General features: G+C 60.2%; 19 protein-coding genes and 2 pseudogenes. 10 read left to right on the top strand and 11 right to left on the bottom strand.

Annotation, left to right across the window (positions count from 1 at the left end):
- Positions 1-11: 11 nt before the first annotated feature.
- The 3 genes from dbpA to zntB all read right to left on the bottom strand — a co-directional run bounded on the left by dbpA (position 12) and on the right by zntB (position 2,895).
- Positions 12-1,385, bottom strand: coding sequence for an ATP-dependent RNA helicase DbpA (dbpA, locus tag LGM20_RS14220; protein ID WP_044522571.1), 1,374 nt, complete (start codon positions 1,383-1,385; stop codon positions 12-14).
- A gap of 14 nt (positions 1,386-1,399) precedes the next feature.
- A complete protein-coding gene (gene ynaL, locus LGM20_RS26560; RefSeq protein WP_071592553.1) occupies positions 1,400-1,594 on the bottom strand; it encodes a proline-rich small protein YnaL in 195 nt (64 codons plus the stop codon).
- A 317-nt stretch (positions 1,595-1,911) separates the two neighbouring features.
- Entirely contained in the window at positions 1,912-2,895 is a 984-nt protein-coding gene (gene zntB / locus LGM20_RS14225) for a zinc transporter ZntB (protein ID WP_032436262.1), read from the bottom strand.
- 277 nt (positions 2,896-3,172) lie between these two features.
- Between zntB and LGM20_RS14230 the strand changes: the two genes are divergently transcribed.
- From LGM20_RS14230 to LGM20_RS14240, 3 genes are all read left to right on the top strand, one after another.
- Positions 3,173-3,916 carry a DeoR/GlpR family DNA-binding transcription regulator gene (locus LGM20_RS14230; RefSeq protein WP_044522566.1) on the top strand — a complete coding sequence of 248 codons (744 nt, stop codon included), beginning with the start codon at positions 3,173-3,175 and terminating at the stop codon, positions 3,914-3,916.
- Positions 3,879-4,997: an oxidoreductase gene (locus LGM20_RS14235; protein ID WP_044522565.1), complete on the top strand. Its 1,119-nt coding sequence runs from the start codon at positions 3,879-3,881 to the stop codon at positions 4,995-4,997. Before LGM20_RS14230 ends, LGM20_RS14235 begins: the two co-directional genes overlap by 38 nt.
- Before the next feature lie 236 nt (positions 4,998-5,233).
- Positions 5,234-5,428, top strand: coding sequence for a hypothetical protein (locus LGM20_RS14240; RefSeq protein ID WP_004203980.1), 195 nt, complete (start codon positions 5,234-5,236; stop codon positions 5,426-5,428).
- 273 nt (positions 5,429-5,701) lie between these two features.
- Here LGM20_RS14240 and LGM20_RS14245 read toward each other — a convergent pair whose 3' ends face one another.
- Entirely contained in the window at positions 5,702-7,081 is a 1,380-nt protein-coding gene (locus LGM20_RS14245) for an amino acid permease (protein ID WP_044522564.1), read from the bottom strand.
- A gap of 334 nt (positions 7,082-7,415) precedes the next feature.
- Between LGM20_RS14245 and LGM20_RS14250 the strand changes: the two genes are divergently transcribed.
- The 3 genes from LGM20_RS14250 (at position 7,416) to LGM20_RS14260 (ending at position 9,999) form a co-directional block, all read left to right on the top strand.
- Positions 7,416-7,895: an Lrp/AsnC family transcriptional regulator gene (locus tag LGM20_RS14250; protein WP_023289419.1), complete on the top strand. Its 480-nt coding sequence runs from the start codon at positions 7,416-7,418 to the stop codon at positions 7,893-7,895.
- 251 nt (positions 7,896-8,146) lie between these two features.
- On the top strand, positions 8,147-8,761 hold the full coding sequence (locus tag LGM20_RS14255) for a YitT family protein (protein WP_004176405.1): 615 nt from the start codon (positions 8,147-8,149) through the stop codon (positions 8,759-8,761).
- A 38-nt stretch (positions 8,762-8,799) separates the two neighbouring features.
- A complete protein-coding gene (locus LGM20_RS14260) occupies positions 8,800-9,999 on the top strand; it encodes an amino acid aminotransferase (RefSeq protein WP_023289418.1) in 1,200 nt (399 codons plus the stop codon).
- Positions 10,000-10,043: 44 nt separating this feature from the next.
- Here the strand turns inward: LGM20_RS14260 and LGM20_RS14265 are convergent, their stop codons facing one another.
- The 3 genes and pseudogenes from LGM20_RS14265 to LGM20_RS14275 form a co-directional block, all read right to left on the bottom strand.
- A complete protein-coding gene (locus tag LGM20_RS14265; protein WP_044522560.1) occupies positions 10,044-10,712 on the bottom strand; it encodes a methionine ABC transporter permease in 669 nt (222 codons plus the stop codon).
- A complete protein-coding gene (locus LGM20_RS14270; protein ID WP_044523169.1) occupies positions 10,705-11,718 on the bottom strand; it encodes a methionine ABC transporter ATP-binding protein in 1,014 nt (337 codons plus the stop codon). The genes LGM20_RS14265 and LGM20_RS14270 overlap by 8 nt, the downstream gene beginning before the upstream one ends.
- 8 nt (positions 11,719-11,726) lie before the next feature.
- Positions 11,727-12,529, bottom strand: a pseudogene (locus tag LGM20_RS14275) (MetQ/NlpA family ABC transporter substrate-binding protein).
- Positions 12,530-12,749: 220 nt separating this feature from the next.
- Between LGM20_RS14275 and LGM20_RS14280 the strand changes: the two are divergent.
- A complete protein-coding gene (locus LGM20_RS14280) occupies positions 12,750-13,925 on the top strand; it encodes an aminotransferase class I/II-fold pyridoxal phosphate-dependent enzyme (protein WP_044522558.1) in 1,176 nt (391 codons plus the stop codon).
- 19 nt (positions 13,926-13,944) lie between these two features.
- Here LGM20_RS14280 and LGM20_RS14285 read toward each other — a convergent pair whose 3' ends face one another.
- The 3 genes from LGM20_RS14285 to LGM20_RS14295 form a co-directional block, all read right to left on the bottom strand.
- Positions 13,945-14,304 carry a hypothetical protein gene (locus tag LGM20_RS14285; protein WP_023289413.1) on the bottom strand — a complete coding sequence of 120 codons (360 nt, stop codon included), beginning with the start codon at positions 14,302-14,304 and terminating at the stop codon, positions 13,945-13,947.
- A gap of 206 nt (positions 14,305-14,510) precedes the next feature.
- Entirely contained in the window at positions 14,511-15,422 is a 912-nt protein-coding gene (locus LGM20_RS14290; protein WP_044522556.1) for an NmrA/HSCARG family protein, read from the bottom strand.
- Positions 15,422-16,285: an MBL fold metallo-hydrolase gene (locus LGM20_RS14295; RefSeq protein WP_162823497.1), complete on the bottom strand. Its 864-nt coding sequence runs from the start codon at positions 16,283-16,285 to the stop codon at positions 15,422-15,424. The genes LGM20_RS14290 and LGM20_RS14295 overlap by 1 nt, the downstream gene beginning before the upstream one ends.
- A gap of 87 nt (positions 16,286-16,372) precedes the next feature.
- Here LGM20_RS14295 and LGM20_RS14300 point away from each other — a divergent pair.
- A pseudogene (locus LGM20_RS14300) lies at positions 16,373-17,295 on the top strand (LysR family transcriptional regulator).
- 21 nt (positions 17,296-17,316) lie between these two features.
- On the opposite strand, the gene LGM20_RS14305 reads toward LGM20_RS14300, so the two are convergent.
- A complete protein-coding gene (locus LGM20_RS14305) occupies positions 17,317-18,222 on the bottom strand; it encodes a LysR family transcriptional regulator (RefSeq protein WP_044522554.1) in 906 nt (301 codons plus the stop codon).
- 138 nt (positions 18,223-18,360) lie between these two features.
- Here LGM20_RS14305 and LGM20_RS14310 point away from each other — a divergent pair, with 138 nt between their 5' ends.
- Positions 18,361-19,290: an aromatic alcohol reductase gene (locus LGM20_RS14310; RefSeq protein ID WP_044522553.1), complete on the top strand. Its 930-nt coding sequence runs from the start codon at positions 18,361-18,363 to the stop codon at positions 19,288-19,290.
- Positions 19,291-19,315: 25 nt separating this feature from the next.
- Positions 19,316-19,522 carry a YdgH/BhsA/McbA family protein gene (locus LGM20_RS14315; RefSeq protein ID WP_032452602.1) on the top strand — a complete coding sequence of 69 codons (207 nt, stop codon included), beginning with the start codon at positions 19,316-19,318 and terminating at the stop codon, positions 19,520-19,522.
- The last annotated feature ends 47 nt before the right edge of the window (positions 19,523-19,569 follow it).

The following is a 19,569-nucleotide window of genomic DNA, read 5'->3' on the forward strand; positions in this document are numbered from 1 at the left end:
CTATTCTGCCCTTACTTCAGCAGTCGTACGCGGCAGGCTTTGCCTTTGATCTTGCCGTTTTGTAACTGCTTATACGCTTTCTGCGCCATATTCTGGCGGATCGCCACATAGACGTGGGCCGGGTGGACGGTAATTTTGCCGATATCGGCGCCATCAAACCCCATATCTCCGGTCAACGCTCCCAGCACATCCCCCGGGCGCATTTTCGCCTTTTTTCCGCCGTCGATACACAGCGTCGCCATCTCCGCCGTCAGCGGCGTAATAGCGTTGCCCGTCGGCGCCGGCAGCCAGTTAAGGGATAATTGCAGCATGTCGGCCAGAATGGTGGCGCGCTGCGCCTCTTCCGGCGCGCAGAAGCTGATAGCCAGGCCTTGTTCGCCGGCGCGGGCGGTACGGCCGATGCGGTGAACATGCACCTCCGGATCCCAGGCCAGCTCGAAGTTCACCACCAGCGCGAGAGATTTGATGTCCAGGCCGCGGGCGGCGACGTCGGTCGCCACCAGAACCCGGACGCTGCCGTTCGCGAAGCGCACCAGCGTTTGATCGCGGTCGCGCTGCTCGAGGTCACCGTGCAGCGATAATGCGCTCTGCCCGGCGGCGTTGAGCGCATCGCAGACCGCCTGGCAATCGCGCTTGGTATTGCAGAACACCACGCAGGACGCCGGCTGATGCTGGCTAAGCAGACGCTGGAGCAGCGCAATCTTGCCGTGACGGGAAACTTCAAAGAACTGCTGTTCGATAGCCGGTAGCGCATCGACGCTGTCAATCTCAATCGTTTCCGGATGACGCTGCACCCGACCGCTGATCGCCGCGATCGCCGCAGGCCAGGTGGCGGAAAACAGCAGCGTCTGCCGGTCAGCCGGCGCGAAGCGGATCACCTCGTCGATGGCGTCGCTGAAGCCCATATCGAGCATGCGGTCCGCTTCATCCATCACCAGGGTCTGCAGCGCGTCGAGAGAGACCGTCCCCTTCTGCAGATGATCGAGCAGACGGCCCGGGGTGGCGACGATAATATGCGGGGCGTGCTGCAGTGAATCGCGCTGAGCGCCAAACGGCTGCCCGCCGCAGAGCATCAAAATCTTGATGTTCGGCAGGCAGCGCGCCAGACGGCGCAGCTCGCCGGCAACCTGATCGGCCAGTTCGCGGGTCGGACACAGCACCAGCGACTGGGTCTCAAAGCGCGACGGATCGATATGCTGCAGCAGGCCCAGCCCGAAGGCGGCCGTTTTTCCGCTGCCGGTTTTTGCCTGCACGCGCACATCTTTCCCCGCGAGGATCGCCGGCAGGGCGGCGGCCTGAACCGGCGTCATCGAAAGATAACCCAGCTCGTTAAGGTTGGCTAATTGGGCGGCAGGTAAAACAGTCAGGGTAGAAAAAGCGGTCACAATGTATTCTCGTATTAAAGGACAGACGATCTGCAGGCGCGTATCCTCGCAGATCTCCGCGCCTGATGCGACAATTTAATCGGCTCTTCATCAGGCGGCGGATCGGGCTGCGGCTGCGGGCGCGGTCGCGGATCGGGTAAAGGAACCGGATCGTTCGGCTCGGGCGAGATGGGGATGGACTGGGCTGTCAGCCCTGAAGCGTAATGCATAGTGGCCTCCCGGAAAGTGATACGGGCGTACCCGCAGGCGTAAACGGCCTGAAGACCGTCGGGTGTCTTAGTAAGCGTAGAAGCTGGTCAGGAGAGCGCAAAAAAAAAGCCGACTCAACAAAGTCGGCGTCGTACGAATCAATTGTGCTATGCAGTAATTCAAAAAAGGAAGTAAGACAATATGGAGCGCAACGCCCATCGCTTGACGTTGCATTCACCTGCGAGAGAGATATTGCCCTGAATGGGTAGAGGGTTTATTGATTTCGCTCAAACATTGCCGGGTTTTCCCGGCATCGTCGCCGGCAAAAGGCGATTCTTTACAGCCATTTACTGCGATGTAACCACCACGCAACACCACCGATGACAACGACTAACATCAGGCAGAAGAGGCTAAAGCCCAGATGCCAGCTGTTACCTGGGATCCCCCCGAGGTTGACACCGAACAGGCCGGTTAAAAAGGTGCTGGGCAGAAACACCATCGCCATCAACGACATCGTATAGGTCCGCCGCGCCAGCGACTCCTGCATAATCTGGGCGATCTCATCGCTCATGATCGCCGTCCGGGCAATGCAGCTGTCGATCTCGTCCAGCCCGCGCCCCAGCCGCTCGGCGATATCCTGCATCCGCCGCCGCTGATCGTCGCTCATCCATGGCAGGCGTTCGCTGGCCAGCCGGGCGTAAACATCGCGCTGCGGCGCCATATACCGACGCATCACAATCAGCTGCTTACGCAGTAGCGCGAGAAAACCGCGCGGCGGCACCTGCTGATCGAGCAGGTCGTCTTCGAGGTCGATAATTCGGTCGTGCAGTTGTTCAATAAACTCACTGGCATGATCGGTCAGCGCGTCGCAGACTTCCACCAGCCAGCTGCCGCCATCCGTCGGCCCATTGCCCTCCTTCAGGTCGCCCAGCACATCGTCCAGCGCCAGCACTTTGCGCTGACGAGTGGAGACGATCAGCCGCTCATCCATATACAGACGCATCGCCACCAGCTGGTCTGGCCGTTCATCGGTGCTGCCGTTGATGCAGCGCAGGGTAATCAACGCCCCGTCGCCGATCCGCGTCACCCGCGGTCGGGTGCTCTCGCCCGCCAGGGCATCGCGCACGTTATTGGGCAGCAACGGGGTGGCCGCCAGCCAGTCGGCGCTGTCGCTATGGGTATAGTTGAGATGCAGCCAGCAGGGTTTCTCTTTGTCGATAATATCGTCATCGGCGAGCGGCTTCACACCCCCCTGCCCGTCGAGCACCCACGCGAAGATCGCGTCCGGTATCTGCAACTCCGAGCCTTTAATCGCGTCCACTCAACCTCCGTTAATCCATGCCTGTCGCATTGCGCGCGCTCTGTATAAGGTACGCGAAAGCGCGCTTTTTCGCTGTTTATTGCCCGGTGAAAGAGGCTAATCGCTTCATTAAAAAGCGCTTTCCCCGGGCCGCGCCCGCTTTCCTCATTTAACGTTAAAGTGTAGTGAAATCAAGTTCTTCAGGTTTTGCGCGGTTCACTGCGACCTTTTGCGGTTTATTTTGCGGTTTTTTGCTGTATTATGCCGTTTAATGCGTCAATTTGCGGAGTCTCTCGTCATGCATAAGCTCGCGCGACAAAAACACATCCTTGACCGGCTGAGTGAAACCGGTCAGCTGAGCATCAGCGAACTGGTTGATGCGCTGCAGGTGTCGGCCGATACCATACGCCGGGATCTCAGTGATCTGGAAAACCAGGGAGTACTGCAGAAAAGCCACGGCGGCGCCATCGCGCTTAACGTCCCGGCGATGACGCGCCAGGGAAGAAACGCCCTGCTCCCCGGAACGAAACAGCGTCTGGGCCAGCAGGTCGCCGCGCGCATCCCCTCCGGCTCGACGCTGTTTCTCGACGCCGGCAGCACACTGCTGGCCGTCGCTACCCAGCTGAAAGGCCCCATGACCGTGATCACCGCTTCGCTGGATAACGCCCAGCTGTTCAGCGACCGCGCCGATATCCAGCTTATCCTGCTTGGCGGCCAGTGGGACAGTGAACAGCGGCTGTTCGCCGGCAGCGCCACGCTGTCGCTGGTGGCGCGCTACCGCGCCGATATCGCGATTCTCGGCGCCTGCGCGTTGCATGCCGAACTGGGCCTGAGCGCCAGCCAGGAGGCCGATGCGGACGTAAAACGCGCCATGCTCGCCGCCAGCGCGGAACACTGGCTGGTGGCGGACCATACCAAAGTCAACCATTGCGAACCCTGGCTGGTGGCCGGTCTCAGCGACATTCACCATCTTTTCCTCGATCGTCCCTGGCCTGAGCTGGGGGATGACCCTGTCCTCTCTGTACATATTGCTGACGCTTAACAACGTGGAGAACCTGATGAGTAACAACACGATAAATATCGCCCTGATTGGCTATGGCTTCGTCGGTAAGACTTTCCACGCGCCGCTTATCCGTTCGGTGCCGGGCCTGAACCTGGCCTTCGTCGCCTCGCGCGATGAAGAGAAAGTCAAACGCGACCTGCCGGACGTCACGGTGATCGCTTCCCCGGAAGCGGCGGTCCAGCACCCGGATGTCGATCTGGTGGTTATCGCCTCCCCTAACGCCACGCACGCGCCGCTGGCCCGCCTGGCGCTGAACGCCGGCAAGCATGTGGTGGTGGACAAACCCTTTACCCTTGATATGCAGGAGGCCCGGGAGCTGATCGCCCTGGCGCAGGTGAAACAGCGGCTGCTTTCCGTCTTCCATAACCGCCGCTGGGACAGCGATTATCTCGGTATCCGTCAGGTTATTGAGCAGGGCGCCATCGGCACGGTGAAACATTTTGAGTCCCATTTCGACCGTTTCCGCCCGGAAGTCCGCGTCCGCTGGCGCGAGCAGAACGTCCCCGGCAGCGGCTTATGGTTCGATCTGGGGCCGCACCTGATCGATCAGGCGCTGCAGCTGTTTGGTCTGCCGCAGTCGGTACAGGGCAATATCGCCACCCTGCGCGACGGCGCGGAGATCAACGACTGGGCGCATGTGGTCTTAAACTACCCGGCGCATAAAGCGATCCTCCACTGCAGCATGCTGGTCGCGGGGGGCTCCTCGCGCTTCACGGTGCATGGCGATAAAGGCAGCGTTGTCAAAGCGCGGGCCGACCAGCAGGAGAGCCAACTGCTGGCGGGTGTGGTGCCGGGAAGCGCCGGCTGGGGCGAGGATGAGGATGGGCTGGTGGTCTATGACGCCTCGCTGCAGACCCAAACCCAGCCTACCCCGCCGGGCGATCAGCGCCAGTACTATATGCAGATCCGCGACGCGTTGAAGGGCCTGATCGCCAATCCGGTGCCGCCGGTGCAGGCGCTGGCGGTGATGGCCGTCCTGGAAGCGGCGGCGCGCTCTGCAGAAAGCGGCGTGGCGCAGACCCTCGACCTGACCGACGACGAGCGCAACGCGCTGCGCTAAGCCTGTCGTTACTCCGGTTATCTGCGCAGCCTGCAGGTAACCGGATCGCCACCCCGACTGCAGAAATAATCACTACCTGTCAGCAGATTATCCTTTCTTTATCCTGCGTTTTTGCCTAAAGCACCGCTGGAAATTTCAGCCAATTGGGAGGAGGATAGAGGACAGATCGATCGTGATGAGAACAAGGTTGCTGACGCTGTGGACGCGGTGACCGCAATACCGGACAGGAGAAGCTCATGTACTACACGTTAGGAGATACCACTCTCCATTTTTATCGCTATCAGTGCAAATTCTACGTCGCCCACTGGGAAGGAGGGAACGTGATGGACGAAAAATTTAAACCGTTTATCGAGCAGATCACTGAGAAGACCGGGCTGGACGCGAAGCGCGTCGAGACCGCCGCGCGCGATTATTTTACTAACGTGGATTAACAGGCAGCCTGTTGCGGTATACCCAAGGCCTGGCCGACGCGCCTGCCGTTGATCTCCCCCTTCCGCCGCCACGGCCCTCGTTCCCGCTGGCGGCTCTCCTTCCCCACCGGCGATAAACAGGATAACGACCAGCCAGAACCCCAGGCTGTCTGCCCCACGCTTTTGTCAATTTTCAGACCGATAACGTGAGATGTCATTTATCGTAATTATCTATTTTCCCGTGATTTTTTTGTCGACACAATATCGCCCTGCCGCCAGGCAGGGCGTCGGCGACTACCGCTCCTCCAGCGCCGCCACCGGCTCCGGCGCGCTTTTCCTGCGCAGCAGATAGCCTGCGGCAAGGATCAGCAGCCATACCGGGATCAGGCAGACGGAGATGCGGATGTCCGGGGTCAGATACATCACCCCGAGGATCCCGGCGAGAAACAGCAGACACAGCCAGTTTGTCAGGGGATAGGCGAAACTCTGGAAAGCCGTTACCTTACCGGCCCGCTGCATGGCGCGACGGAACTTAAGATGAGTGATGCAGATCATCGCCCAGTTGATGACCAGGGCGGCTACCACCAGGGCCATCAGCAGGGCAAAGGCTTTCCCGGGCATCACATAGTTAATCACCACGCAAAGCGCCGTGGCGACGGCGGACACCGCCAGGGCGTTCAACGGGATCCCGCGGTGGTTCACCCGCAGCAGCGCGCGCGGGGCGTTGCCCTGCTGAGCCAGGCCGAACAGCATCCGGCTGTTGCAGTAGACGCAGCTGTTGTAGACCGACAGCGCGGCGGTGAGCACCACCAGATTGAGTGCGTTGGCCACAATATTGCTGTCAATGGCGTGAAAGATCAGCACAAAGGGGCTTCCCCCTTCCACGACGTTCCGCCACGGGTAGAGTGACAGCAAGACCGCCAGCGACCCCACATAAAAAAGCAGAATACGGTAGATCACCTGGTTGGTGGCTTTGGGAATGGTTTTATGCGGTTCGTCGGCTTCCGCCGCGGTGATCCCCACCAGCTCAAGCCCGCCGAAGGAGAACATGATCACCGCCATGGCCATCACTAAGCCCGTGATACCGTTAGGGAAAAATCCCCCGTCCTGCCACAGGTTGGCCACCGTCGCCGCCGGCCCGCCGTGACCGCTAAATAACAGATAGCAGCCAAAGGCGATCATGCTGATGATGGCGGCCACTTTAACAATCGAGAACCAGAACTCCAGCTCGCCATACACTTTGACGTGCGTGAGGTTGATGGCGTTGATCGCCACGAAGAAGATTGCCGCCGACAGCCAGGTGGGTACCTCCGGCCACCAGTACTGAATATAGATGCCCACCGCCGTCAGCTCCGCCATGCTTACCAGCACGTACAACACCCAGTAATTCCAGCCGGACATAAACCCGGCGAAGGGCCCCCAGTAGCGGTTGGCGAAATGGCTGAACGACCCCGCCACCGGCTCCTCTACCACCATTTCGCCAAGCTGACGCATGATAAAGAAGGCGATAACCCCGGCGATGGCGTACCCCAGCAGGACCGAGGGGCCTGCCATACGGATCGTTTGCGCGATACCTAAAAACAGTCCGGTGCCGACCGCCCCCCCGAGGGCGATCAACTGGATATGGCGGTTTTTTAACCCGCGCTTTAACTGATGCTCTTGCTGCGTTGTCATCTCTGACCTGCCCCTGTCTGTAAAAAGTCACTTTCGCCGGTAGCAACTTTCAGGCCAGCGGATCGTCGCGGAGCGTCAGACCAAAACTAATCCATTGAATGATATTGAAATATTATTTTCCAGGTCGTTCTGAAAGCTGGTCATCGCGCCGCTGACCTGGCGCATAACGCGCGAAAATTGGCCAGATGACGCACAGATCATGAGAAAACAAGTGGCTTAATGCATGAAGCTGACCCGTTTTGGTGCATCCGGTTTGCCGCCCTCGGGTCAGGCTTCACGCCAGGCAAAAAACTGTTAGGCTGGTAGCCACTTTTACGTTCCGCTAGTGGCCACTATGTACAACATCGACGACTATGATCTGAAAATTCTTACCCTGCTGCAGGCCAATGGCCGTTTGACCAATCAGGAGCTTAGCGAGCTTATCGGCCTGTCCGCTTCCCAGTGTTCGCGCCGCCGTATCGCCCTTGAACAGGCGCAGCTTATCCTCGGCTACCATGCGCGTCTGGCGCCGGATGCCGCCGGGCAGGAGATGCTTGGCCTGATTGAGGTGCGCCTGCTGAATCACACCCCGCAATGCGTGGAGAGCTTTCATCAGATGCTCAGTGAAGTGGACGCCATTCTGGACGCCTGGAAAACCACCGGCGACGCCGATTATCTGCTGCGGGTAACGGTCCCGGACCTGCCCGGACTGAGCCATTTGATCAGCCATATTCTGGCGCAAAACAAAGGAGTGGCTCATCTGAAAACCGCCGTCGTGCTCAACCGCCTGAAGGAGAACGGCCAGCTGATGCCGGGCACGCCCTCGCTGCGCTGAACCGGAGCACAGTGCCCTGCGCTGGTGCAGATGCGGGGCCAGTCAATGCGTGACAAGCAGTAAATTCGCACAATTTACGCATTTCATAACCATTATGCGCACAACTCGTGCGATTTTCTCTTTCCGACAGAACAACAGGTTAGGCTAAACCACGGCTATTTTTTCCGCAACCAATCGCCCGGGCACGCTCCTCTGGTGCGATTTTTGCAAACAAGAGCTTATCCTTGTTAACGAAAAGATAGTGCTTATTTATGGATAACGTCCTTTCCCCTGAAAAACTGACCCACACCTGGCTGGAGGATGCCCTGGCGCTGCTGTTCGGCACGCTGATGATCTCCTTTGGCATTATCCTGTTTCGCCAGGCCGGCGCCCTGACCGGCGGGACGGCAGGCATGGCCTTTCTGATCCACTACGCCACCCACCTGCCGTTCGGCGTGGTTTTCTTCGCCATTAACCTGCCCTTCTACTGGCTCTCCGTCCGGCGGATGGGCGCCGCCTTCACGCTGAAAACCTTCTGCGCGGTCGGACTGGTGTCGCTGTTCTCCGACCTGCACGGCTACTTTATCCATGTCGATCGCCTGAACCCCTATTACGCCACCCTCTTCGGCAACATCATGGTCGGTATCGGCTTTGTGGTGCTGTTCCGCCATAAAGCAAGCCTCGGCGGCGTCAATATTCTGGCCCTCTATCTGCAGGATAAAAGCGGCATCCGCGCCGGTAAATTCCAGATGGTGGTGGACGCCTGCATCGTCACCGCCTCGCTGTGGGTGGTTAGCCTACCGATGCTGCTGGTCTCTGTCCTCGGCGCCGTGATTTTGAATTCGATTATCGCCATGAACCACCGCCCGGGACGCTACGCGGTGTAATGGCTTCACCTTTAACGGTCATTTCAGGAGTAACCACTGTGTTCCAGAACGTTGACGCCTACGCAGGCGATCCTATCCTGTCGCTGATGGAAGCCTTTCAACAGGATCCCCGGGCAGACAAAGTTAACCTTAGCATCGGGTTGTACTATAACGAGCAGGCCATCATTCCTCAGCTGGAGGCGGTCCGTCAGGCCGCTGACCGGCTGCAGAGCCAGTTGCACAAGGCCAGCCTCTATCTGCCGATGGAGGGACTGGCTCCCTATCGCCGCGCGGTCCAGACGCTGCTGTTTGGCGAACACCATCCGGCGTTGCGTGCCGGACGCATCGCCACCATCCAGACGCTGGGCGGCTCCGGCGCGCTGAAGGTGGGTGCTGATTTCCTCAAGCGCTACTTCCCCGACTCCGCGGTCTGGGTCAGCGATCCAACCTGGGAGAACCATGTGGCCATCTTTGCCGGGGCGGGTTTCGAGGTGCATACCTATCCCTGGTTCGACAGCGCCACCCGTGGGGTCAATTTCCCCGCTATGCTTGCCGCCCTCCAGCAGCTCCCGCCGCGCAGCATCGTGCTGCTCCATCCTTGCTGCCATAATCCGACGGGGGCCGATCTCGCCCCCGAGCAGTGGGATCGGGTGATTGAGGTGTTGATCGCCCGGGAGCTGATCCCGTTCCTCGATATTGCCTACCAGGGTTTTGGCCGCGGGCTGGATGAAGATGCCTATGCCATACGCGCCATCGCCAGCGCCGGACTGACGGCGCTGGTCAGCAACTCGTTCTCGAAGATTTTTTCACTGTACGGCGAGCGTGTCGGCGGCCTGTCGGTGGTCTGTGACAACGCCGATGCCGCCGGGCGCGTGCTGGGCCAGTTGAAAGCCACCGTACGCCGCAACTACTCCAGCCCGCCGGGGTTTGGCGCCCAGGTGGTGTCGCAGGTGCTCAACGATCCCGAGCTGAATGCCCTGTGGCAGGGGGAAGTGGAGGCCATGCGCACCCGCATCAGCGCCATGCGCGTCGCGCTGGTGAAGGCCCTGCAGGCAGCCCTGCCGGCGGCGGATTTTTCCTATCTGCTGACCCAGCGCGGCATGTTCAGTTACACCGGCTTTAGCGCCGATCAGGTAGACGTTCTGCGTGAAGAACATGGCATCTATCTGATTGCCAGCGGTCGCGTCTGCGTGGCCGGGCTCAACCACGGCAATATTGCGCGGGTAGCCAGCGCCTTCGCCGCGGTCTGCGCACGCTGATCCGCTTTCCCGCTGGCCGGGGCAACCCCGGCGCGGTATAGCAGTTATTCGCGACGCAGTCGGCGAGCCAGGCGGGTGCCCAGCGTCTGAATAAGCTGGACAATAACAATCAGCACCAGGGCGGTGGTGAGGGTGGCAAAGGCGTCGAAACGCTGATAGCCGTAGGTGATCGCCAGGTCGCCGATCCCGCCGCCGCCCACCGTTCCCGCCATGGCGGTCGCGCCAAGCAGACCGATGGTCGCGGTGGTAAGGGCCAGAATCAACGACGCCGCCGCCTCCGGCAGCATGAAATGCCAGACGGTCTGCAGAGGGGTCGCGCCCATGGCGTCTGCGGCCTCAAGGATCCCCTCATCCACCTCCAGCAGCGAGCTCTCCACCAGCCGGGCAATATAGGGGGCGACAAAAACGATCAGCGGCACGATGGCCCCCGCGGTGCCGATAGTCGTGCCCACCAGCAGCCTGGTGAAGGGCAGGATCACAATCAGCAAAATGATAAACGGCAGCGAGCGCAGCACGTTGATCAGCGGATTCAGCGCCTGATGCACCACCGGGTTGGCCACGATGCCGCCAGGACGGCAAACCACCAGCACAATTCCCAGCGGGACGCCGAGCAGCGCGCCAAAGCCCAGTGAGATGGCGACCATAATCAGGGTATCATGCAGCGCCAGCAGAAACTGCTCGCCGGTAATGGCGGTATCAATAAGATCAAACATGGATGATTTTCACTCCTGCGTCGGCCAGATGGGTGATGGCGCGTTCGGTTTCGTCAGGCTCGCCGAGGAGTTGCACAATCATAAATCCCAGTATCCGGCCCTGAACTTCGGACATGCTGGCAAACAGGATATTCACCTCGACAGCATACTCGCGGATCAGGCGGTTAATGATCGGCTGCCGGGCCGTCGCGCCGATAAATTCGAGGCGTAAAGCCCGGGCGCCGTTGTCGCGCTGCAGGAGCGATGCCACCCGCTGCGGCAGGCGATCGTGCACCACCGACTGCACGAAACTGGCGGTGACCGGATGCTGCGGCTGGGCAAAAAGATCGAAAACCGTCCCCTGCTCAACAATGCGCCCGGCCTGCATCACCGCCACCTTGTGACAGATTGTCTGGATCACTGACATTTCATGCGTAATCAGCACAATGGTGATGCCATAGCGGCGATTAATCTCCTGCAGCAGCAATAAGATCTGTACCGTAGTATGGGGGTCGAGCGCCGAGGTGGCTTCATCGCACAGCAGCACCGACGGGTTGGTGGCCAGCGCCCGGGCGATACCGACCCGCTGCTTTTGCCCTCCCGACAGCTCATTCGGGTAACTGTGCATTTTGTCGCTCAGGTCGACAAACGCCAGCAGCTCCGCAACCCGCGCCTGGATAAAGGCCTTGTCGCGTCCCTGCAAAATAAGCGGGATAGCGATGTTATGAAATACCGTTTTCGAATTCAGCAGATTAAAATTCTGAAAGATCATGCCGATATCTTTTTTGATCGCCTGCAGGCGCTGGCCGCTGCAGTCCTGGAGCGACTCACCGTTCAACACCACCTCGCCCTCACCCGGCATTTCCAGACGATTAATCAGCCGCAATAAGGTGCTTTTTCCTGCGCCGCTATAGCCAATAATGCCGAAAATATCGCCCCGGTCGATACTGAGATTAATATCCTGCAGGGCCAGAACCGGATGCCCTTTTCTGTTAAAGGTTTTACTGACATGGCGAAATTCTATCATCGCGTTATTCATTTTAAATAATCAGGCAGCAGGTAACCATCATACTGCGGATGGCTGAGAATATATTTTTTGAAATCGGCAGAGTGATAGCCGTCGATGATATCTTTGGCAAACTGCGCCTTCTGATTTTTACCGGCAACGGTCACAACGTTAATAAAATGGCTGGTAGCGGCCTCCAGCTTTAATGCCGAGGTAAGCGCCATGCCGCTGGAGACGGCGAAATTGCCCTGAATCAGGCCATAGTCGACGTCCGGCAGCGCGCGAACCTGCTGGGCATTGTCCATCTCCTTAAGCACGATGTTATAGGGGTTGGCAACGATGTTACGCTGCGAAAAGGTGGCGGGATCGCTGTCCGGTTTAATCTTCACCCAGCCGAGGCTTTCCAGCACCAGTACCGCGCGATATTCGTTCGACGGCTGGTTTGGCACCGACACCACCGTGCCGGCTGCCGGGGTGCCCAGGGTCGTCAGTTTGCCCCCTACAGACCCATCGGCGGCGTGGGTACCTGCACAATGCCGACGTTATCGATCCCCAGTCGCTCATTGATCGCTTTCAGGTATACCGGATGCTGCATAATATTCGCTTCGATATCGCCGCGAGCTACCGCGTCATTGACCTGAATACCGTCGCTAAAATCTTTATATTCGATTTTATATCCTTTACTCAATAAATAGGGGGCGACCCCTTTTTCAAATTGCTCTTTATACGGCCCGGGGTTAAAGCCGATGCGAATAATTTGATCGGCGGTGGCGTAAAAGGAGGAAGCGGATAACAGGGCGAGCGTCATTCCGAGCGCAACTGACTTGTTCATAAGGTATTTTCCTGGAAGGTTGGCGATATTGAGCGATTAAATCACAGCCGAAAGCGGGTTGTAAGCCAGAACGCCGGATTTCCTTTTGCTTATTCCTCATAAACTTTTGCCATCCCGACATATCCTAAAAACAATAATCCTTTGCATATATTGTTATTTAGCCAGGCGCAATAAATCCCTTAAAGATGGCAGATTATTGATAACGTAAACCGGGAAAATTATGCCTGATTTCGCTGCTTCACCGCTGGTGGACGCCCTGGAAGAGAATCTGTTCAGCCTGCTGGAAAAACTGGCCGCGGAGGTCAACACCGACGCGCTGCCGTTGATCGACCTCTCCAGCGGCAGTCCGGATCAGCCCACGCCGCCGGAAGTGATTGACTCGCTGCAGAGCGCCATTCATCGTCGTGAAAACCATGGCTACCCGTCGTTCTGGGGCAAGCCGCAGGTCCGCGAAGCGATCGCCCATTTTTATCGCCGCCAGTATGATGTGGAAATCGATCCGCACAGCGAAGTCGCGGTATTTCAGGGCTCGCATATCGGTATTGTCGGCATCCCGCGGGCACTGCTCCGTCCCGGACAATACCTCATCTCCACCGATCCCTGCTATCCCATTTACCGCTCAGCGGCGCTGCAGTCCCAGGCGGCGTTTTATGGCCTGCCGCTCAGGGCTGAGAACCACTTCCTGCCGGATTTTAACGACCTCCCCCGGGAGGTGGCTGACCAGGCCGGGCTGGTGGTGCTTAACTATCCGCATAACCCCACCGGCGCCCTCGCCACGCCGGCGCTGTTCGCCAGCGCCCTGCAGTTTGCCCGCCGTCACCAGGTGCCGATCCTGCATGATTTTGCCTATGCGGCCATCGGCAGCGCGGCCAGCGATGCGCCGCTGAGCCTTTTCTCCCAGCCCGACGCGAAAGCGTGGGGAGTGGAGACCTACACCTTCTCCAAGACCTTTAATATGGCCGGCTGGCGCTTCGGCTTCGCGGTCGGCAACGCCTCGATTATCCGGGCGTTTAAAAAACTGCACACCCACAGCTACAGCACGGTGTTTGGCGCCATTCAGGATGCAGCGATCGCCGCGCTCAGCCTGCCGGCAGAACGGATTGCGCAGCTGACGGCGGTGTATCATCAGCGCCGGGAGTGGGTTCTGCGTCGACTGGCCGCACTGCGCTGGCCGGTTCGTGCCGCACAAGGTACTTTCTTCCTCTGGCTGAGCGTGCCGCCCGGGTACCGTTCACAAGAGTTTGCCCGCCTGCTGCTGCAGGAGGCGCATATTCTGGTGGCGCCAGGCACTGGTTTTGGCGATGGGGGTGAAGGGTTTATTCGCATCAGTCTGACGGCTGGGGATGACGCGCTGAGCAAGGCGCTGGACCGTCTCGCCCGGCTGGCGCTGTTTTAGCGCCCGCCTCGCGGAGTCGTTACACCTTCAGGTAGCCCGCCATGCGTTGAATACGCGCGGCGGAATAGTCATAGCAGGCGCTGGCGGGTTTACCCAGTACGCGATATTTGGCGCCATTGTAAAAGGCGGTCTTATTCTCCTCTTCCAGAAAGCGCCGGGAGACGGTGTCGCTGAAAATACGGTCGCCATCCGACTGCGGCTGATAGCGGCTGGATTTGACGCTCTCCCACGCCACGCCGATCGGCTTATGGTCATAGCCGGTCATACAGAACAGCCGGTTGGAGGCCAGCAGATCGGCCTCGATGGTTTTAAATTCCGCCGCCGTAGCGGCGCAGGTTATGCTTAACAGGCAGGCCGAAGCCCATCGGTAAATTGTCATTATTCAGGCGATCCCAGAGAGTTTCCTCCATTCTAAGCGGCTGAAAATTCTGGACGTTCACTTTCACCTATCGTTGCCAGCAAAATCCGCAAAATAATTTACACTCAGACTCCTCGTGCGTTGTCTTAACGACCTGCAGGCCTTCCCTGCGCAGCTCATCCGCCGGGCCAGACAACGAGACGCCGGCGGGAAGGATATAGTCGTCTTTAACGATTAAACGCCCAGCGGGTCCCGCTGGTCATCGCCCGCTCGAAGGCGGGACGGCCGGGGCCCGCCAGCCAGCCGGCGAAGGTGTGCAGCTGCGGGTGCAGCTGGCGCAGGGCGTCGAGGTCGGCGTGCCCCGCCAGCCGCCCGTCGTCCACCAGCCCGGTCAGCTTGTGCAGAAAAGGGCTGGCGGCCAGCACCTCGTCGGAAAATCGCGAATAGGGGATCGGCCGTCCCGCCGCCGCGGAGAATAACGCCTCGAGCTGACGACCGGTCACGCTGTCGCTGGCGATCTCGAACGTCTTGCCGGCAAACCGCGCCGGCGCGGCAAAAATCGCTGCGACAAGCTGGCCGATATCCTCCACTGCCAGCACCTGCATCCTCCCCTCCGGCAGCATAAAAAAGTGAAAATGACCTTCATCAAGGCCAAAACCGGGCATCACCAGCAGCTCCATAAAGGTGGCGGGCCGCACGATGGTCGCCGCCAGCGGCAGGCGGCGGATATGCCGCTCAATCGCCGCTTTGGTGTCATAATGCGCTACGCCGGTCGGCGTCTCCCCCGCCGCGCTGCCGGAGCTGTACACCAGATGCTTCACCCCGCACTCGACGGCAAGGTCGGCGATGGTTATCCCGTAGCGCACCTCCTGCTCATCGGTTACCGTCCCGCCCGGTGAGCTGGGCTGCACGCTGAAGACGCCGTCGACCCCGGCCATCGCCGCCCGCATTGCCGCCCGGTCTTCAAAGGCGCCCACGACCAGCTCGGCTCCCCGCGCCGCCAGCGCGACAGCCCCGGCGGAGAAAGGATCCCTGACCAGCGCCCGCACTCGCCAGCCGCGGTGCAGCAGCGCCCGCGCCACCGAGCCGCCCTGCTGGCCGGTGGCGCCAAAAACCAATACGATTTGGGCATTATTCATCACCGTTCCCCCTCGTCAGCAGATCGTTCTCCGGCGTCTCGCCAGCGATACTCCCCTGGCCTGTCCTCCTCCAGCCAACCGCAGGAGGGTCCGGCGAAATGCCCGGTGAACCATTGGGCATGATGGCTTGCGCACCACGCCATCATCTCGCGTCGCGAGCGTTCCGCCTGCCGGGGATCGCCGCAGAACGCCGAGCTCCAGTGCGGATGGGTAAACTGGCGCGGGGAATGAAGAAGATCGCCTGAGAAACAGGCGTAGTCATCGCCAGAGGAGAGGATCAGCGCGGCATGGTCCGGACTGTGGCCGGGGGTAGGGATAAAGGCGATCCGTCCGCCGACCAGCGGCCTGGCCGCCACATCCACGGTCTCCAGCTGGCCAGCCTCGATCACCGGCAGCAGGCTGTCGAGCCACAGCGCCCGGTAGCGTTCGCTGTTCTTCACCCGCGTGAGCTCTTTTGCCGAACACAGGTAGCGCGCGTTGGGAAACAGCGGCGCCCAGCGATCGTCCCGCCAGACGGTATTCCATCCGACATGGTCGGTGTGCAGGTGGGTCAGTAGCACCAGGGTCACCTCCTCCGGGTTCACTCCCGCGGCGCGGAGATTCTCCAGATAGGGCGTGTTAAGTTGATGATAGAGCGGATTGCCGCCGCGATCCCGACCGTTGCCGGTGGCGGTATCGATAACGATCAGATCGTGGGGAGTCTGTACCACCCAGCTGTGGATCGACAGCGCGATTGGTTGATTATCGGCGTCCGCCTCCGTCGCAGGGAACGCCGCAGGATAGAGCGCCGCCGGCTGCAGGCTAATCTCGCGCTCCGGCACTTTGAATATCAGGCTGTCGCCTGTCTGGTAAGTTTGCATCACTCCCTCCGCGCGCATTGCGCTGGTTGATTTACCGGGGTGATATTCACTATGCTGCCGGGATAACCCACATTCAAATTGATTATCATAATGAAGAAAATCATTGAAAATGATTTTAGTCGTATCGATCTGAATTTGTTGACGGTCTTGATGGTGCTGTACCGCGAAGCCAGCGTTACCCGCACCGCAGAGGCGCTGCATCTTGGCCAACCCGCCATCAGCGGGGCGCTGAAACGGCTGCGCGAGATGTTTGACGATCCGCTGTTCGTGCGCAGCGCCAGAGGCATGCTGCCGACCCCGCGGGCGCAAGCGCTGATGACCGAGCTGCAGCCGCTGATGGAACACCTGCATTCGGCAATGTTTGGCGCCGGGGAGTTTTCCCCCGCCAGCGCGCAGCAGCTTTTCCGCGTCGGCCTCAGCGACTGGAGCGAACACTGGTTGATGCCGCAGCTGTTACCCGGACTGATGCAGGAGGCGCCTGGGGTGTCGCTCCAGACACTCGCCGCCGACCCCTTCCAGGTACGCCAGCTGCTGGAGGCGGATCGCATTGATGTCGCGGTGTCCCTCAACAAGCAGAGCCGCGGGGAGATCGTCAGCGAACCGGTGATGAGCATGGGGGTGACCACCCTCTGGTCGCCGCAGCAGATCCCCTGCCGCGGGCCGTTGTCGGTGGGCGATTTCGTGCCTGGGAACATGTGATGGTGGCCTATCGCGAAACCGGCCACGGGGAAATAGATCGCCAGCTCGCCAGTCAGGGACTCGCGCGGCGCGTGCGCTTCGCCACGCAGAATTTCTCCACCTTTCCCCTCCTGCTGACCACCCTGCCGCTCTTCGCCACAGTCCCCCAGGGGCTGGCGCAACGCTGGCAGGCGCAGTATGCGCTGCGCGCGGACGCCCCGCCGGTGGCCTACCCGGAATTTACCCTGTGTATACTGCGCCACAAACGCCGGGCGCAGGATCCGGCGCTGAACTGGCTGATAGCGAGGATAAAACAGGCCATGCGCGGACCATAGCGGTAGCGAATACCACCGTCATCAGGCCTCGCTGAGCGGGGGTTGCAGAACGCGCCTGCTCCAGTCGTAAAACGCGCGCACCGCCGGCAGCAGATAGCGGTTTTGCGGATAGACCAGCGACAGGGGAAGATCAGCCGCGGCCTGCTCCAGACAGGCGACCAACGCGCCGCTCTGCAGCCAGGGTTGCGCCAGATAGCTGGCGACGCGGATCAGGCCCAGCCCCTGAACGCCGGCCTGGATATAGGCATCGGTATCGTCGACCACCAGCGTCTCCTGCATGCGGATCGCGCAGTCGCCGTCATCGAGGGAGAAAAGCCAGTCGATGGTCCGCCCGGTACGGTGGTTCAGGTATCCCACCGCCCGGTGCTGGTGCAGATCGTCGATGCTTTGCGGCCGGCCGTGGGCCGCTATCCAGGCCGGCGAGGCGAGGACCATCCAGCGGTAGCGGGCCAGAGGGCGCGCCACCAGGGTGGTGGAATCTTCGATTTGCCCGGTACGGATCACGCAGTCGAATCCCTCCTGGATAATATCTTCCACGTTGTCGCTTGAGCAGAGGATCAGCTCCAGGTCGGGATACTGCTGCAGAAACTCGCCGATCCTCGGCAAAACGCAGTGCCGGGCGAGAGATTGCGGCATCCCCACCTTGAACCGCCCGGCGGGCTGCGCCGAGCGGCCGGGAAAGGAGGCTTCCATCGCCGTCATTTCGGCCAGCAGCCGTTTACACTCTTCGTAATACCGACGCCCCTCCGCCGTCACGCTGAGCTTGCGGGTGGTGCGCTGAAGAAGCTGCGCCCCAAGCCAGGCTTCCAGCTCCTTCACTACCCGCGACACCGTTGAGCGCGGCTGCCCCAGCGCCTCCGCCGCCCGGGCGAAGCTGTGGGCATCCACAACCGCAACATACAACTGCATGGCATCCAGTCTGTCCATTTGGTGCTCCCCCGACGGTTATTATCCCATTATGACGAACAGTCTAACCCGAAATCCTGTTCTTATCGAATGATGCCCCCCCCCCTACACTGAGCCTGTAGCCAGTGAATACAAGGCTTAACTGAGCAAGGAGTTAAAATGAAAACTGATGATATTAATCTTGAGGAAAAAGTATTAGTTCTGGGAGCGGGACAACTGGGGGCCGCCGTACTGGATGCGCTGGTCCCAGCGGTGATCCAGCGCCAGGGCGCGGTCTCGGTGATCGTCTCGCCGGCGGCCTGGGATGAAACCGGCCAGCTGCGTTCGGCAAGCCACCGGGCGCTGGCCGACGCCGGGGCCGCCTTTCTCGCCGTCGACATCGCCGGTAGTTCACTGGAGACCCTGACCGGCGCGTTTCGCGGGTACAGCACCGTGATTAACTGCATGGGCTTTGTCGCCGGTCCGGGGACGCAGCTGAAAATTACCCGCGCGGTGCTGGCCGCCGGAGTGCCTCGCTATTTTCCCTGGCAGTTTGGCGTCAATTATGATGTGGTCGGCAAAGGCAGCGGCCAGCCGGTCTGGGACGAGCAGTATGATGTCCGGACCCTGCTGCGCGCGCAGCAGGCCACGGAGTGGGTCATTGTCTCCACCGGCATGTTTACCAGCTTTCTCTTCGAGCCAGACTTCGATGTGGTGAATTTATCCGCCCGAACCCTTCACGCCCTTGGCAGCTGGGACACCCAGGTGACCGTCACCTCGCCAGCGGATATTGGCCGCCTGACCACCGCGATTTATCTGCATCAGCCGCGGATCGTCAACGAGGTGACGTTTGTTGCCGGCGAAACGACCTCTTACCGGCAGCTGGCGGACACCGTGGAGCGCGTGACGCAGCAGACGTTCAGCAAAGCCGTTCACACCCTGTCCGCCCTGCTGGACCAACTGCGGACAGACCCGGATAACGCCATGCTGCGCTATCGCGCCGCCTTCGCCCGGGGGGATGGCGTGTGGTGGCCGATGGGCGACACCTGGAATACCCGCCACCATCTGCCGACCCAGGACATTGCCGGCTGGCTGCAGGCCGCGCGCTGATTTTCTCTCACAGGACAGAATGACGATGAACAAGCTGATTCCACTGATCGTATTGAGTTGCCTGCTGCCGCTGGCGGTCAACGCCAGGACCCTCACCGCCACCGGCGATACCCTGGACCACGCGGAAAGCAAAATTCGCCAGCAGGCCGCCCGCGAGGGCGCAACCGCCTATCGGATCATTGAGGCGCGAATGGGTAACAAAGTGCACATCACGGCGACACTCGATAACTGAACCACCGCTATCCGGCTCAGGGAGGAGCCGCCGCCAGCCCGCGCGCC

It is taken from the genome of Klebsiella quasipneumoniae subsp. quasipneumoniae, from assembly GCF_020525925.1.
Lineage (GTDB): Bacteria > Pseudomonadota > Gammaproteobacteria > Enterobacterales > Enterobacteriaceae > Klebsiella > Klebsiella quasipneumoniae.

What these genes read in the sequence shown, in the direction of transcription:
- ynaL (WP_071592553.1), bottom strand. Translation starts at nt 1,594, where the DNA reads ATGCATTACGCTTCAGGGCTGACAGCCCAGTCCATCCCCATCTCGCCC.
- LGM20_RS14230 (WP_044522566.1), top strand. Translation starts at nt 3,173, where the DNA reads ATGCATAAGCTCGCGCGACAAAAACACATCCTTGACCGGCTGAGTGAA.
- LGM20_RS14235 (WP_044522565.1), top strand. Translation starts at nt 3,879, where the DNA reads ATGACCCTGTCCTCTCTGTACATATTGCTGACGCTTAACAACGTGGAG.
- LGM20_RS14240 (WP_004203980.1), top strand. Translation starts at nt 5,234, where the DNA reads ATGTACTACACGTTAGGAGATACCACTCTCCATTTTTATCGCTATCAG.
- LGM20_RS14245 (WP_044522564.1), bottom strand. Translation starts at nt 7,081, where the DNA reads ATGACAACGCAGCAAGAGCATCAGTTAAAGCGCGGGTTAAAAAACCGC.
- LGM20_RS14250 (WP_023289419.1), top strand. Translation starts at nt 7,416, where the DNA reads ATGTACAACATCGACGACTATGATCTGAAAATTCTTACCCTGCTGCAG.
- LGM20_RS14255 (WP_004176405.1), top strand. Translation starts at nt 8,147, where the DNA reads ATGGATAACGTCCTTTCCCCTGAAAAACTGACCCACACCTGGCTGGAG.
- LGM20_RS14265 (WP_044522560.1), bottom strand. Translation starts at nt 10,712, where the DNA reads ATGTTTGATCTTATTGATACCGCCATTACCGGCGAGCAGTTTCTGCTG.
- LGM20_RS14270 (WP_044523169.1), bottom strand. Translation starts at nt 11,718, where the DNA reads ATGATAGAATTTCGCCATGTCAGTAAAACCTTTAACAGAAAAGGGCAT.
- LGM20_RS14280 (WP_044522558.1), top strand. Translation starts at nt 12,750, where the DNA reads ATGCCTGATTTCGCTGCTTCACCGCTGGTGGACGCCCTGGAAGAGAAT.
- LGM20_RS14285 (WP_023289413.1), bottom strand. Translation starts at nt 14,304, where the DNA reads ATGACAATTTACCGATGGGCTTCGGCCTGCCTGTTAAGCATAACCTGC.
- LGM20_RS14290 (WP_044522556.1), bottom strand. Translation starts at nt 15,422, where the DNA reads ATGAATAATGCCCAAATCGTATTGGTTTTTGGCGCCACCGGCCAGCAG.
- LGM20_RS14305 (WP_044522554.1), bottom strand. Translation starts at nt 18,222, where the DNA reads ATGGACAGACTGGATGCCATGCAGTTGTATGTTGCGGTTGTGGATGCC.
- LGM20_RS14310 (WP_044522553.1), top strand. Translation starts at nt 18,361, where the DNA reads ATGAAAACTGATGATATTAATCTTGAGGAAAAAGTATTAGTTCTGGGA.
- LGM20_RS14315 (WP_032452602.1), top strand. Translation starts at nt 19,316, where the DNA reads ATGAACAAGCTGATTCCACTGATCGTATTGAGTTGCCTGCTGCCGCTG.